A 15,276-nucleotide genomic window follows, 5' to 3' on the forward strand; every position below is an offset into this window, starting at 1 on the left:
AAAAGGATTTAAATTAAGATGAACAATAAACGTTCACAAACAATAGATGATATAAAAAAAATAGCAAGAGAACCTCTTTTGTTGATTTCTATTTTAGTTATTTTTTATCTTCTAATAGTGTTTGTAATCTTCCCAATTTTTCAAGTTTTTAAAACTAGTTTTACATATGAAGGTAAATTTAGTTTTGAAAATATTAAAGAGGTTATTTTTCAACCTTACTATATAAAACCACTAATTCATAGTTTAATACTAGGTGTTCTAGTTGCAACTATTGGTACATTTTTCGGATTTGTTTTTGCTTATGCGATAACAAGAACCCCTATGAAAGGTAAAAGTATATTTAGACTAATAGCTACATTTCCAATGGTCTCACCACCTTTTGTTGTAGCGTTAGCATGTATTTTACTTTTTGGCCGTTCTGGGATTTTAAGTAATTGGCTTGGAAATATTTATGGCTTAACAGGATTAACTATTGTTGAAGTAATAGCATACACTCCTACTGCTTTTTTGGCTTTAGTTGGAATATTAAAATCAATTGATCCTGCATTAGAAGAAGCAGCAGCTGATTGTGGGGCTTCAAGAATTAGAGTTTTTTCTACAATTATTTTTCCACTTTCAACTCCTGGTTTAGTTAGTGCTTGGTTATTAGTTTTTATTCAATCATTAGCTGATTTTGGTAACCCAATGATAATTTCTGGAGATTTCTCAGTCTTATCAGTTCAAGCATATTTGCAAATAACTGGAATGTATGATTTAGCACGAGGTGCAACTTTAGCAATTATGTTATTAATTCCTACCGTATTAGCTTTCTATATTCAAAGATATTTACTTGCAAAAAAATCTTTTGTGACTGTTACAGGGAAACCTACTGCATCTACAATAAAGAATTTGGAATGGTATGTAAAACTTCCAATTTATTTTTTCTGTATTTTCTTTGCTTTTGTAGTTGTACTGTTTTATGGAATGGTTATTTGGGGATCTTTCCAAAAATTATGGGGTGTAGATTCTTCATTTACATTAAATAACTACATTCAAATGTGGGATTCAGGAAAAAGCTATATACAAGATTCCTTTGTAATAGCCCTCATTGTTACTCCAATTACAGGACTTTTAAGCATGTTTATAGCATATTTAGTTACTCGTAAACAGTTTATTGGTAAAAACTTAATGGAGTTGTCTGCCATGCTTACTTTTGCAGTTCCTGGAACTGTTGTTGGTATTGGTTATATTCTAGCATTTAATAATCCTAGTTCATTATTACCTGTTTCCTTAACAGGTTCAGCTACAATAATAATTGCTCTATTAATTTTTAGAAATTTGCCTGTTGGCATTAGAAATGGAGTAGCGGCATTAAATCAAATTGATCCATCAATTGAAGAGGCGTCAATAGATTGTGGTGCAGATAGCGGTACAACATTTAGAAAAATCACACTACCAATGATTACTCCTGCATTATTTTCAAGTTTGGCTAATAGTTTTGTTAGATCAATGACGGCAATTAGTGCAATTATATTTGTAGTTTCTGGCAAGTGGAATTTAATTACTGTAGCAATTTTAGGCTTTGTTGATAATAGCCAATATGCTCAAGCTGCAGCGATGAGTTTATTACTAGTAGCAATTGTTTTAATTGCTTTAGGCGCAATTCAGCTAGTAACTAATAAAATAGGAAAGGGAATGAACTTTTCTAATCTTGAATAATAAGGAAAAATAATGAACGAACAATATTTAAAATTATCAAATTTAACAAAAGTATTTGGTAAAACACCTAATAAATTTACTGCTGTTGATCATATAAATCTTAATGTAAAAGAAGGGGAATTAGTTACATTGTTAGGCCCATCTGGTTGTGGAAAAACCACAACATTAAGAATGATAGCAGGATTTCATACTCCTACAAGTGGCCATGTATATATTGATGAAGTAGAAATGGAAACAATCCCACCCAATAAAAGACCAACTTCAATGGTTTTTCAAAATTATGCACTATTTCCTCATATGAGTGTAAAACAAAATATTTCTTATGGATTAGAGTTGAGAAAATTATCTAAAAAAGAAATAGATGAAAAAGTAAAATCAATGATGGATACAATTGGGTTAAGTGGCTTAGAAAATCGTCAACCACGAGAACTTTCTGGAGGCCAACAGCAAAGAGTTAGTCTTGCAAGAGCAATGATTCTTGAACCAAAAGTATTGTTGTTTGACGAACCTTTATCAAATTTAGATGCTAAATTAAGAGTTTCAACTAGATTAGAGATAAGACGAATCCAACAAAAAGTTGGAATCACTTCAGTATATGTAACGCATGATCAAGAAGAAGCAATGACTATTTCTGATAGAATTGTAATTATGAATAATGGATTAATTCAACAAGTTGATAGTCCAAGTGAAATTTATAGTCATCCAAAAAATAGATTTGTTGCCGGTTTTATTGGTAAAGTTAATTTCTTAGAAGGTATTGTAGAAAATATTGAAAATGATCAATTTATAATTAAAACTCATGGAAGAATAATTAAAGCACCTTATTGGAATAAAAACATTAAAAAAGGTGAAAAAGTATTATTTGTAATTAGACCAGAATCAATAATGGTTAAAGATGTTGAAAAAGACAATAATAATATGCTTGAAGCAACTGTAATTAATGCAGTTTATTTTGGAGCACAAATTGTATATGAAATTAAATTAGATGATGGTCAAATTTTAAATGTTGAAGTTGCTGATCCACAAGATAAAGTCAGATATGTAAATGGTAGTAGAGTTTCTGTAGCTTTTAAACAAAAAAGCCTTCATGTTTTACCTTTTGAAGAGAGGGTAGAAAATGAATAGTGATTTATTGCTAATAGGTCATATTTCAAGGGATATAATGATTGATTATCTAGGAAATGAGACTAGGATTTTAGGTGGGGCAGTTATTTATGCTTCTGCAGTATATTCAGCTCTTAATTTAAATGTGAAAATTATCTCTAAACTTCCTAGAAGTGAAGAAACTCTAAAAAAAGAGTTGGGAAACAGTAAAATCAACTGGATAATTAAAGAATCTAAAGAGATGACTTCTATAAGAAATCATTATTTTACAGAGGATAAAGAAAGAAGAGAAGCTGTATTATTATCTAAAGCTGATAGATTTAATTTATATGAAATAATTGAAGAAAATTCAGAAATCTATTGTTTAGCAGGGCTTTTTGTTGGAGAAATTCCTGATTCTTTTATTGTTCCATTATCGAAGAAAGGTAAGGTTGCTTTAGATGCACAATGTATTTTGAGAAAAAGTGATGAGAATGGAAATATGTTATACACTGATTGGGAAAATAAGAAAATACTAATCCCATATTTAACCTATTTGAAAGTGGATGCGGCTGAGGCTGAAATTTTAACGGGTTTCTCTGATACTTTAAAAGCAATTAAACAGTTAGGAGATTGGGGAGTAAAGGAAGTAATGTTAACTCATAATACAAAGGTTATGATTTTAGCTGATGGTGAGTTATATTCTGCTCCTTATACAAATTCGAATAATAGTGGAAGAACAGGAAGAGGCGATACTACTTTTGCTGCTTATTTAGCCTGGAGAAAAAATCATAGTGCAAAAGAATCTGTAGAATTTGCAGCAGCCTTATGTAGTATAAAAATGGAAAAACCAGGAGTATTTTCTTCAAGTGTAGAAGATGTTTTAAAAAGGATGAGTGAAGAATAAACTTATGATTAATAAAGCTCAAATTGGTATTAAGCTCTCAGATTGTAAAACTATTGAGAGCCTTAGAAATGCTTTAAATAGAATAGAAAAAGCTGGATTTGATTTCACTGAATTTCATGTGGATTTGTTCCCATCAATTATCGGGGGGAATGTATGTTATCAATGGGTTGAGTTAGTAAAAGCTGAATTGTTATTACATAAACTAAAGTATTCTGCTCATATTGGACGGGCATTAGATTTGAGAGCCGATGATATTGATTTACATTATTCATTATTTAAAGCATCAATTGATGTGGCTTCAATATTAGGTGCAACTCCTTTAGTTGTTCATTTTGATAGTAAAAGTAATATGGTAGACAAAGAACTGCAATTTAAAAAATATTTAGAAAAAGGTGTTTTATATGCTGAGAAAAAAAATGTTTTGATTTGCTTAGAGAATATAGAAATTGAAAGAGTGAAGCCAGTATTAGATGTAGTTAAAGAGTTGAATTTAGAAAACTTAAAAATGACATTTGATACCGGGCATGCTTATTTAGCCTCAAAATATTATAATTTCAATTATCTAGAAGCGCTTGAAGCCTGTTTGCCATATATTGGACATGTACATCTAAATGATAATCTAGGTATTTTTGAAAATACTAGAATAACTAATAGACTTTATTATGATTCACTTGAAGAGGGGATGAGGCGAGAACTTGCTATGGGGGATATTCATTTACCACCTTTTTTTGGACAAGTCCCTTTTGATGATATATTTAGGTTGTTAAAGAATTATAGGGGAAAATATTTATGTGAATATTATACTAATTCTTACATACCTTTTGAAAATCAAATTTATAATAGAGTAAAAAAAGCTATTGAATCCAATTGGTGAAAACAAAAATAATTTAGATGTGAAATACCTAGTAATTTATTCTAGGTATTTTTTTATTAATAAAGCTTTAAAAAGGATTATTTAAAAAAAAGAGAAAAAAATTTTAAAAAATATAAAAAAGTGTGGTATATATAAAACAAAATAAAAGTTTAGGAGAAAAAATTGGAAATTCAATCAATAAAATTAGTTCAAAAGGTTGGGCCTCAAGAAATTGCAATGTATCCTTCAGTAATTTATGATGGTAAAAATTTAATACTTTGTGATTCAGGTTCCCCAGATCAAATAATACAAATAGAGCAGGAATTGAATAAAATTGGGTTTTCAATTGAAGATCTTACTCATGTAGTAATTACACATCAAGATCATGATCATATAGGTTCCTTAAAACAATTAAAATTAATTAATGAAAATATAATAGTTATTGCAAGTGCTATTGAAACTCCATATATTGATGGAACAAAAGAATCTTTAAGGTTAATACAAGCAAGAGAATATAATAAAAATTTGACAGGCGAAGCTTTAGCTTTTGGAATTCGGTTTGAAAAATATTTAGAAACTATTGAAACTTGTTCTGTAGATCAAGTAGTTATGGACAATGATTATATTATCCCAAAACTAAAAGTAATTAGTACAAAAGGGCATACTCCAGGACATATTTCATTGTTTTGTGAAGAAGATGATACTTTAATTAGTGGAGATGCAATTGCCTTTGAAAATGATAAGTTTGTTATTGCAAATCCGCAGTTTACTTTAGATTTAGAGGGTTGCAAAAAAAGTATAAAAAAATTAATTGATTTAAATCCGAAAAGGGTTATTTGTTATCATGGTGGTGAATGTAACAATAATATTGTGCCATTACTTAAAAAGCTTGTATAGAATAAAAAAGAGAGCCATAAAATGCTCTCTTTAATAATATTATTTTTCTTCTATTTGATTAACAACCTGTGCATCTGTTTTTAGTGGAATAACTTTTCTTATAAAAGGATGAATACCTTTGTAAGTTTTTTGGAATTCATCTTCACTTTCTTTTAAAGCAGCTTGCCAAGCAGCACCAAAGCCAGGGGAATTTAGAGTTAATCTATCAACTGCAAGTTGATAAACATGGAATCTTGCCATTTCTTTTCTTCCTGGTTTTTGTGAATATGTTGAAACAGTAATCCGTAGATTTTCATTTTCACTTTTTAAAATTTCTAATTCAGCTTTTAGTTTTTGTAAACCTTCACTTTCAATATCCATTCTATCTGTTAACATATTTTTTAATTTATTTATTTCTTTTTTATGTTCTAGTTCTTTTTTATGAGCACGTGCACTCATCGAAATTAGAACTACGATTGCAATTGCTACGCCTATACCAAGACCAATTAATAATTGTTGCATATGTCCTCCAAGTACTATAAAAGAATACTCTAATGACGTTATTTTGTCAAAAGATTAAATATAAAGTCCTCAATGTGATATTAATCATACCACTTTTTGAGGACTTTGAAATTACATATATAGATATATATTTAAATATTATTTGCTAAATCTTTTAATTACAGCTTCTTTACTGTTTTCAATTGCTTGAGGGATAGAAACTCTATTTTCAAATACAGCCATATCTTTAAAGCCTGTGCCAGTAAGAAGAACACAAACATCTACATCTTCACCAAATTCTTTCTTTAGGTGATCAGCATCTTGTTTTAGAGCTGCCCAAGCACAAGCTGCTGCAGGTTCAACAAAGATTCCAGCCTTTGATGTTAATTCTAATTGTGCATTAATAATATCTTCATCATCTACTTCTACACACCAACCTTTACTATCTCTTATATAGTTTACAGCCATTCTACCATTAGCTGGGCAAGAAACAGAGATTGAATCAGCTCTTGTTGAAGCATTTTGAATTGCATTGTAATTATTATTTTTGAAAGCTTGAGAAATTGCATTACTCTTTGTACTTTGTGAGCAAACTAGATGTGGAATTTTATCAATTAAGCCTGCTTCATATAAATCATAGAAACCTTTATAAACACCACCGATGATACAACCATCTCCAACAGGAACATAAACAACTTCAGGAACTTTTCTTCCCATTTGTTCAAATAGTTCAATTGAAACACTTTTTTTACCTTCAATAGTCATAGGGTTGTAAGCAGTGTTTCTATTAATTCCACCAAATTCATTAGTGTATGCAATACTAAGAGCAAATGCATCATCATATGTCCCTTTTACAGGAACAACAGTTGCTCCATATAATACTGATTGCATTAATTTGTTGATAGGTGCAGTTTCAGGAACAAATAAAACGATTTCTAATCCGTATGCAGCTCCAGCACAACTCATAGCAGCTCCAGCATTACCTGTGGATGCTAAAGCAATTTTGTCCATATTATAATGTAGTGCTTGCGCAGCAATTAATTGAGAAGCTCTATCTTTAAAAGAACCAGATGGAAGAGCACTGTCTAATTTACATCTTAGATTTTTTAAACCAAGTTCTTTAGCTAATCTGATAGGATTTGCAAGTGGAGTTCCACCTACTGGATAAGAATCTTTGTTTGGAACTTCAAAAGGGAAAAAGTCATACATATTAACATGTTCTTTTTCTTTTAGTTTTGCTAAATCATCTTTATTTAATTTTACAATTAAATTTCCTTTTGGGAATGTGTTTTCTTCTTGTTCTTTGGAACAATGAGGGCATTGATAAATAACTTCATCAGTTTCAAAAACTTTTTTACAATCATTACATTCGTAAGTAAATCGCATTTTATTAATCCTTTAAAATGAGGACATGCCTTATAAAGCATGCCCTCCTTATTTGTATAATTATTTCCTTTTATAGGAAGTTATGCCAATACTTCAGCATTGAATTCTTCAATTAACTCGTCAATTTTTGCTGTTAATTTAGGAATGTCAGTCCAATAGTCTTTGTCGTACCATTGACGGTTGATTTCTTCATAAGTCTTACCTTGTTGTTCAACCCATGTGTAGTATTTTAGGTTATGAATAGCTAGTCTATCGTAGTAGCCTAATTCTTTCATGTTTGCAATGTTTTGACCCATTAATGCTTTGTAGTAAATTCTTACGCTATCATCATGGTCACAAACACCTAGTTGTTCTTCTAATTCTTTAATACGAGAAGTATACATTTCACTTGAGTCTGTTAATACTGTGAATACTACATCATCTTCAGTTAATTCAAAGAATTTAGCAACTTTCATTGCACCTAATACGTTACCAACACCACTGATACCATATAAAGGTAATTTATCTAAATCTTCTTGTTTTACACCTTTAGAAGCTAAATATTTGATACCTTCTGGTTCGTTGAATAAACGATAAACGTCCATACAATCATTGTCATCAATATCAACAACAACATCAGTGTTTTTAACATTGTGAATCCAAGGAACGTGTTTATCACCAATACCTTCAATTCTGTGTCCACCGAAACCGTTTCTTAATAGAGTAGGACATTGTAGAGCTTCTGCTGCACAAACTTTAATTAGAGGGTATTTTGATTTTAAATAGTCACCAGCAGCTAAAGTACCACCTGAACCAGTTGCACTTACATAAGCTTTAACATTTTCATCTTTTACGCCTAATTGTTTTAATACTTCTTCCATTGCTCTACCAGTTACTTCATAGTGCCATAGGTAGTTTTCGAATTGGTCGAATTGGTTGAAGATAACAATATGTGAGCCTCTTTCAGCATCTAATTCGTGACATTTATCGAAGATTTCTTTAACGTTTGATTCACAACCTGGAGTAGCAATAACTTCACCAGCTACAGTTTGTAACCAATTAAATCTTTCTTGGCTCATTTCTTCAGGAAGAATAGCAATTGATTGACAACCTAATAGAGCTGAGTTATAAGCACCACCACGACAGTAGTTACCAGTTGATGGCCATACTGCTTGTTGGTCAATTGAATCAAAGTTACCTGAAACAAGAGCAGGAGCTAAACAAGAATATGTTGCACCAACTTTGTGAACGCCACAAGGGAACCATTTACCACAAAGAGCAATAATTCTAGCTTTAACCCCAGAAATTTCATGAGGAACTTCTAAGAAGTTAACACCACCGAATTCGCCGCCTTTTGCAACTGGTTGGTTGTGCCAAGTAATTCTATAAAGGTTAACAGGATCAACATCCCATAGACCTGTGTTATCTAGTTTTTTCTTAATATCGTCTGAAACTAGAGAAGGGTTAATCATTTCTTTAAATGTTGGTAGTAGGATACCTTTTTCTTTACAGCGCTTTACGTTTTTTGCCCTAATTTCAGGGTTAACGTTTAAATTAATCAACATAAATTTATTTCCTCCAAGAAATATTGTAAATTTTACTAGACATAGTATTGTAATAAATTTAAAATTTGTAAAGTAAAAAATTCAAATATTTATTTTTTTTATTACTTTTTTTCGCTTTCCCTTAAAATTTTTCAATTTATTGATGTTTTCGAAAGATTTTGATAAAACGCATACTAAACAACATTTACTAAACGAATATTAAGTAAAATTATATTTATCTAAGAAAAAAGGTCTTTTACTGAGCATATACTATAAAATAAATTAAAATCTTTTGTTTTTCACGTTTTGAGATAGAAACTAGTAGAATAACGAATTAAAATATATTAGAATTCAATTTATAATATAAATTGAGAGAAAAAATGACTTTATTGCTAGTAATAATTTATGTAACTTTTATTTCACTCGGATTACCTGATAGCTTATTAGGTTCTTCATGGCCGATTTTACACACAATTTTAAATGTCCCAACAGAATATGCTGGAATATTATCTTTTATAACTTGTATTTGTACGGTTATATCTTCTTTGTTAGCTATGTGGTTAAACAAAACTTTAGGAACAGGGAAAACTATTGCAATATCAACCTTAATGACATCTATTGCTCTTTTTGGCTATTCAATTGCACCAATTTTTTGGTTATTAATTCCTTTTTCAATTGTTTTAGGTTTAGGTGCTGGAGCAATTGATTCTGCATTAAACAATTATGTTGCTTTAAAGTATAAATCTAGTCATATGGCATTTTTACATGCCTTTTGGGGCCTTGGTGCAACATTAGGGCCTTTAATTCTAAGTATTGGTTTATCTGAGAATAATTATAAATTTGGTTATAGAACTATAGCAATAATTCAATTCTCATTAAGTATTTTGCAGTTTATTTTTATCAAAAAGTTTGATCAAGAAGAAAAAAAGAAAACAGTTACTATAGATGGAAAAGAAGTAACTAATATATTTGAAGGTACATCTAGAGAGTGGACAAAATATTTAGCAATGCTTGCATTCTTTTGTTATTGTTCAATTGAAACCTCTATGTTAATTTGGATTCCAACATATGGAGTTAACTTTTTAAAAGTAAGTACAGCTGAAGGTGCTAGAATTTCATCTCTCTTCTTTATTGGTATTACTGGCGGTAGGTTAATTTCTGGGTTTATTTCTAATAAAATTAAAAGTGTTCCTTTAATTTATATTAGTGCTATTATTTCAACTCTTTCTGCATTAATATTATTGCTTAATTTAAATAATACTTTATCAATAATTTCTGTATTATTTATTGGTCTTGGTTTTGCCCCTCTTTATCCTTCTATGATTCATAGAACACCAAGGAGATTTGGATCAGTTTTGAGTCCTAAAATTATTGGACTTCAAATGGCTAGTGCCTATTTAGGTTCCGCATTTATGCCTCCTTTTATTGGTGTTATAATGCTAAACTTAGGTTATTTATTTTTACCTGCTTTAGTATTAATATTCTCAATATTTATTATTGTACTAACCAAAATTACAGAATCCCCAAAAGTAAAGGAAATTTAAATTTAGATATTGAATTTTGATGTATATGTAATTTTCTAATTACAAAATAATTTGTTTTTAATTTTATTAATGTGAAAGCTTTGTTATAATTCAATAGATAATTAAGGTTAATTTGAAAATTAGAATTTAATAAAAAAATTGCTAAAAAATTTAGTTATTTTAAAGAAAAACACTTTAATTATGCTTGTATACAAATGTTAATTCCCCTATAGTAAAACACCATAAAGAACTATGTTGCAATTTGTTGCAAAAAAATGTTGACAACATAGAATTTCTTATTACAATAGATATGAGTTAGGGTAAAAATTCTAGCTTAACAAGGAAATATCAAGGAGTAACATATGGGAGACATTATGCGTCCGGTTCCTTTTGGGGAATTAATCAACAGAGTAATTGGTGAATATAAAAATCATGATTCAATTTTCTCACTATCTAAAGATCAATTTTTTGCAGATAAGAGAGAAAAAAAGGGTAAGGTTTTTAACCAAAGTTGTACAACTTACGTTGGTCCAGCTGCTGGTCCACATACTCAGTTAGCTCAAAACATAATAACAAGTTACCTAGCAGGTTCTCGCTTTATTGAATTAAAGACTGTTCAAATTATGGATAGATTAGAAATTGCTAAACCTTGTATCGATGCAAGAGATGAAGGCTACAATGTTGAGTGGTCTACAGAATATACTTTAGAAAAAGCTTGGGATGAATATGCTAAAGCTTGGATTGTTTGTCATTTATTAGAAGCATTATTAAATGATGGAAAAGTAACTGATCCTACTTTTATTTTTAATATGAGTGTTGGTTACAATCTTGAAGGTATTAAAACTGACAGAATGCAACAATTTATAAATTTAATGATGGATGCTCAAAAAGATGCACGTTTCAAAGAATATCTAGAAGAATTAAATGCATTATTAAAAGATGGCGATTTATTAGCAGGTACATCATTTGCTGGTTTAGAAGATAAACTTGCAGATAATCTAGTAAATCATATTTCAAATAAAATTTGTGAATCAGTAACAATTAGTACAATGCATGGATGTCCTCCAAAAGAAATTGAAGCAATTTGTACTTATATGTTAACTGAAAAGAAAATTGATACTTTTGTAAAGTTAAATCCAACATTATTAGGTTATGATGGTGTTAGAAATATCTTAGATAAATTAGGTTATGATTATTTACATTTATCAAGAGATTCTTTTGATCATGACTTACAATATAATGATGCAGTTAGCATGTTACATAGATTAGTTGACTTAGCTAAGAAAGAAGGTAGAGGTTTTGGTGTTAAATTAACAAATACTTTAGGTTCAGTTAATGACCAAGAACAACTTCCTGGTGATGAAATGTATATGAGTGGTAGAGCTCTTATGCCAATTTCTGTAAATGTTGCAGCAAAATTATCAACTGAATTTAATGGTGAATTACCAGTTTCATATTCAGGTGGTGCAAATGCATTAACAATTACTGACATTTTCGAAACAGGAATTAGACCAATTACTGTAGCAACAGATATGTTACATCCTGGTGGATACGCTAGAATGACTCAAATGGCAAATATTCTAGATAGAAGTTCTGCTTGGGATATGAAGAAAATTGATGTTGATAAATTAAATGATTTAGCTAAAAAATGTTTAGATAGTAAATATTTAGATAAAGCTTTCAGAGGCACAGATAGAGCTAATGTAAATAAAGATTTACCATTAACAGATTGTTATGTTGCTCCATGTATTGAAGCTTGTCCTATCCATCAAGACATTCCTGATTATGTAGCATTAATGGGTGAAGGTAGATATGAAGATGCACTAGCAGTAATTTATCTAAAGAATCCTCTTCCTTATATAACAGGTACTATTTGTGATCACCAATGCCAAGCTCATTGTACTAGAATGGATTATGAAGGTGCAGTTCAAATTAGAGAAGTTAAAAAACAAGCTGTTGAAAATGGATTTAAAGGCTTTAAAGAAATGTGGGCAGCTCCAAGCGAAAGATCTGATTTAAAAACTGCTATCATTGGTGCAGGTCCTGCAGGTTTATCCGCAGCTATGTTCTTAGCTCGTTCAGGTTTCCAAGTAACAGTATTTGAAAAAGAGCAAACAGCTGGTGGTGTTGTAATGAATGTAATACCAAGTTTTAGAATTCCTGAAGAAGCTATTAATAGTGATGTTGAATTTATTAAAGCTCATGGTGTTGAATTCAAATTTGGTGTATCAAAAGAAGAAACAAAAATTGATGCTTTAAAGAAAGCTGGTTTTGATTATATTTTCTTTGCTATTGGTACAGAAAAAGATAATCCTTATTCACTTGAAGGTGGAAATGATATTTTAATTGAAGCTCTTCCATTCTTACGTTCTTATAGATTAGGTAGTGATGGTGTAAAACTTGGAAAACATGTTGTTGTATTAGGTGCTGGTAGTGTTGCTATGGATGCTGCAAGAGCTGCAAAACGTGTTGAAGGTGTTGAAGATGTTACTATCGTATACAGAAGAAGTTTCAAAGAAATGCCTGCTGAAATTGAAGAATATGAACTAGCAATTGAAGATGGTGTAAAAATTAGCTTCTTAACAAATCCAAGTGGATATAAAGATGGTAAATTAACATTAGTTAAAATGGAATTAGGTGAAAAAGATGCATCCGGTCGTCGTCGCCCAGTACCTACAAATGAAACTTATGAAATTGATTGTGATAATATTATTACAGCAATTGCTTCTCACTTAGATGAAGATGATGTTAACTACTATGGTCTACCAGTAAATGAAAGAGGAAAAGTATTATACAATAAAGAAACTCTTGAATCAGAAATTGAAGATGTTTACATGATTGGTGATATGGCTAGTGGTCCATCAACAATTGTTAAATGTATTGCTTCAGCTAGAACTGCTGTAGATGCTTGTATTGATAAGGTTTTGGATTCATTAGAAGAAGATGATGATTGCGATTGCCATGATGATGATAATTGTGAATGCAGTTGTCACGACGATCATGATGATGATTGTGAATGTGGTTGTCATGATGAAGATGAAGATGTAGATATCGAAGAATTAACTGCTCAAGAAGACAAATACTTTGAAGAATTGAGAGTTAAAAAGAGCAATGTAACATTATCAATTGATAAGGATACTAAAAAATTCTTAGAAAACGAAGCAATGAGATGTAATGAATGTTCATATCTCTGTAACAAATGTGTTGAAGTTTGTCCAAACAGAGCTAATGTTGCAATTGATGTTAGAAATACTGGTGTATTTGAAGATCCTTTCCAAATTGTTCATATCGATGCATATTGTAATGAATGTGGTAACTGTGGAACCTTCTGTCCATATAACCAAGCTCCATATAAAGCTAAATTAACTTTATTCTCAAGAAGAGATGATTTTGATAATTCAACTAATCCTGGTTTCTTAGTAAATGGTGCAGAAGTATTAGTTAGACTAGATGACAAATTGTATAACTGTGAGATTAATGGAGAAGGTATGTTAGAAGGCGATGAAGGTGTAAGTGATGAAGTTGCAGCTATCATTGAAGAAATCTTCTTATCATACAGCTATTTATTAGGCGAAGTTGACGAGTAGGAATATTTTATGGATACACTATTTAAAAATGTAAGAATTATGCAAACAAAAGCTCCTTTTGAAGTTTTAGAAGGAATGGATGTTTTAGTAAAGGGCGATACTATCGCCCGCATAGGTAAAGACTTAGTAAGTGAAGGGGCAAGCATTATAAATGCAAAAGGTAAAACTTTAATGCCAGGTAATGTTTGTTCTCACCATCACTATTACAGTGGTTTATCAAGAGGAATGTTAGTTAATGCAGGTCCACAAACTGACTTAATACAAATATTAAGAGAATGGTGGTGGAGATTAGATAGAGCATTAGATGAAGAAGCCTGTTATTATTCTTCTTTAATTTGTTCTTTAGATGCTATTGCAGCTGGTACAACTAGTGTAGTTGACCACCATGCAAGTCCATCATATATCAAGGGATCTTTATCTACTATTAAAAAGGGTATGGAAGAAGTTGGCCTTAGAGGTATGACTTGTTATGAAGTAACTGACAGAAATGGTGGAATGAAAGAAGTTGAAGCTGGTGTACAAGAAAATGTAGATTTTGCAACTAGTGGTACTTCTGATATGGTTAAAGCCATGATTGGTGGACACGCTCCTTTTACAATTCCTGATGAAGGCTTGAAATTGATGAGCGAAGCTTGTAAAACAACTGGCTGTGGAATTCATTTACATGTTGCTGAAGGCGATTATGATCAAATTCATTCTCATCACAAGTATGGTAAAGATATTGTAAAAAGATTAGAAGATTTTGATTTATTAAATGATAATAGTTTATTAGTTCATGGTATTTTCTTAAATGAAAATGAAATTGAAATATTAAATAACCATAAATGTTTCTTAGCACACAATCCAAGAAGTAATATGAATAATCAAATTGGTTACAATAATAAATTACCAATGATTGATAAATTGATAATTGGTACTGATGGTTGTGGTGGAAATATGTTTGAAGAATTAAAGATTGGATTCTTCCAACATAGAGATGAAAAAGGACCATGGTGGCCAAATAGCTTTGTTAATGCACTTAACAGAGGTAACCAATTAATTGAAACTTACTTTGATGGTAAATATGGTGAAGTTAAAGAAGGTTATAAAGCTGATTTAACACTCTTAGATTATAAGAGTCCTACTCCTCTAGTAAGTGATAATGCTGCAGGCCATTTTGTTTGGGGAATGAGTTCAAACAGTGTCCATTCAGTAATGGTTAATGGTAATTTAGTATATGATAACCATGAGTTTGTTGGAATTGATGTAGATAGCATTTATAAAAAAGCTAGTGAAGTTGCAAAAAGGGTGTGGGAAAAAGTTGACACTTTAGCACCTTAATGAATATAAATTTGAATTA

The 15,276-nt window shown here is 30.6% G+C and carries 11 protein-coding genes; 8 read left to right on the forward strand and 3 right to left on the reverse strand.

The window, feature by feature from the left end; translation table 11 throughout:
- The first annotated feature begins 18 nt into the window (after window positions 1–18).
- The 5 genes from ACZ5RS_RS07005 (at window position 19) to ACZ5RS_RS07025 (ending at window position 5,438) form a co-directional block, all read left to right on the forward strand.
- The gene (locus tag ACZ5RS_RS07005; RefSeq protein ID WP_464638721.1) at window positions 19–1,698 is read left to right on the forward strand and encodes an ABC transporter permease; all 1,680 of its coding nucleotides are present in this window, start codon (window positions 19–21) and stop codon (window positions 1,696–1,698) included.
- A 12-nt stretch (window positions 1,699–1,710) separates the two neighbouring features.
- Window positions 1,711–2,823: an ABC transporter ATP-binding protein gene (locus ACZ5RS_RS07010; protein ID WP_464638723.1), complete on the forward strand. Its 1,113-nt coding sequence runs from the start codon at window positions 1,711–1,713 to the stop codon at window positions 2,821–2,823.
- On the forward strand, window positions 2,816–3,688 hold the full coding sequence (locus tag ACZ5RS_RS07015; RefSeq protein ID WP_464638725.1) for a PfkB family carbohydrate kinase: 873 nt from the start codon (window positions 2,816–2,818) through the stop codon (window positions 3,686–3,688). The genes ACZ5RS_RS07010 and ACZ5RS_RS07015 overlap by 8 nt, the downstream gene beginning before the upstream one ends.
- A complete protein-coding gene (locus ACZ5RS_RS07020) occupies window positions 3,678–4,562 on the forward strand; it encodes a sugar phosphate isomerase/epimerase family protein (protein ID WP_464638727.1) in 885 nt (294 codons plus the stop codon). Before ACZ5RS_RS07015 ends, ACZ5RS_RS07020 begins: the two co-directional genes overlap by 11 nt.
- Before the next feature lie 162 nt (window positions 4,563–4,724).
- The gene (locus ACZ5RS_RS07025; protein ID WP_464638729.1) at window positions 4,725–5,438 is read left to right on the forward strand and encodes an MBL fold metallo-hydrolase; all 714 of its coding nucleotides are present in this window, start codon (window positions 4,725–4,727) and stop codon (window positions 5,436–5,438) included.
- A gap of 39 nt (window positions 5,439–5,477) precedes the next feature.
- On the opposite strand, the gene ACZ5RS_RS07030 is transcribed toward ACZ5RS_RS07025, so the two are convergent.
- The 3 genes from ACZ5RS_RS07030 to ACZ5RS_RS07040 form a co-directional block, all read right to left on the reverse strand.
- Window positions 5,478–5,939: a hypothetical protein gene (locus tag ACZ5RS_RS07030; protein ID WP_464638731.1), complete on the reverse strand. Its 462-nt coding sequence runs from the start codon at window positions 5,937–5,939 to the stop codon at window positions 5,478–5,480.
- Window positions 5,940–6,077: 138 nt separating this feature from the next.
- The gene (locus tag ACZ5RS_RS07035) at window positions 6,078–7,304 is read right to left on the reverse strand and encodes a threonine synthase (RefSeq protein ID WP_464638733.1); all 1,227 of its coding nucleotides are present in this window, start codon (window positions 7,302–7,304) and stop codon (window positions 6,078–6,080) included.
- Window positions 7,305–7,384: 80 nt separating this feature from the next.
- Window positions 7,385–8,848, reverse strand: coding sequence for a pyridoxal-phosphate dependent enzyme (locus ACZ5RS_RS07040; RefSeq protein WP_464638735.1), 1,464 nt, complete (start codon window positions 8,846–8,848; stop codon window positions 7,385–7,387).
- Window positions 8,849–9,207: 359 nt separating this feature from the next.
- Here ACZ5RS_RS07040 and ACZ5RS_RS07045 point away from each other — a divergent pair, with 359 nt between their 5' ends.
- From ACZ5RS_RS07045 to ssnA, 3 genes are all read left to right on the forward strand, one after another.
- Window positions 9,208–10,371 (forward strand): MFS transporter, encoded by a 1,164-nt coding sequence (locus ACZ5RS_RS07045; protein ID WP_464638737.1) that lies wholly within the window; start codon window positions 9,208–9,210, stop codon window positions 10,369–10,371.
- 341 nt (window positions 10,372–10,712) lie between these two features.
- Window positions 10,713–13,937, forward strand: coding sequence for a putative selenate reductase subunit YgfK (gene ygfK / locus ACZ5RS_RS07050; RefSeq protein ID WP_464638739.1), 3,225 nt, complete (start codon window positions 10,713–10,715; stop codon window positions 13,935–13,937).
- Window positions 13,938–13,946: 9 nt separating this feature from the next.
- Window positions 13,947–15,257: a putative aminohydrolase SsnA gene (gene ssnA, locus ACZ5RS_RS07055; protein WP_464638741.1), complete on the forward strand. Its 1,311-nt coding sequence runs from the start codon at window positions 13,947–13,949 to the stop codon at window positions 15,255–15,257.
- The last annotated feature ends 19 nt before the right edge of the window (window positions 15,258–15,276 follow it).

It is taken from the genome of Pleomorphochaeta caudata, assembly GCF_055395745.1.

Coding starts and splice junctions, on each gene's coding strand:
- ACZ5RS_RS07005 (WP_464638721.1), top strand. CDS start 19: ATGAACAATAAACGTTCACAAACAATAGATGATATAAAAAAAATAGCA.
- ACZ5RS_RS07010 (WP_464638723.1), top strand. CDS start 1,711: ATGAACGAACAATATTTAAAATTATCAAATTTAACAAAAGTATTTGGT.
- ACZ5RS_RS07015 (WP_464638725.1), top strand. CDS start 2,816: ATGAATAGTGATTTATTGCTAATAGGTCATATTTCAAGGGATATAATG.
- ACZ5RS_RS07030 (WP_464638731.1), bottom strand. CDS start 5,939: ATGCAACAATTATTAATTGGTCTTGGTATAGGCGTAGCAATTGCAATC.
- ACZ5RS_RS07035 (WP_464638733.1), bottom strand. CDS start 7,304: ATGCGATTTACTTACGAATGTAATGATTGTAAAAAAGTTTTTGAAACT.
- ACZ5RS_RS07040 (WP_464638735.1), bottom strand. CDS start 8,848: ATGTTGATTAATTTAAACGTTAACCCTGAAATTAGGGCAAAAAACGTA.
- ACZ5RS_RS07045 (WP_464638737.1), top strand. CDS start 9,208: ATGACTTTATTGCTAGTAATAATTTATGTAACTTTTATTTCACTCGGA.
- ygfK (WP_464638739.1), top strand. CDS start 10,713: ATGGGAGACATTATGCGTCCGGTTCCTTTTGGGGAATTAATCAACAGA.
- ssnA (WP_464638741.1), top strand. CDS start 13,947: ATGGATACACTATTTAAAAATGTAAGAATTATGCAAACAAAAGCTCCT.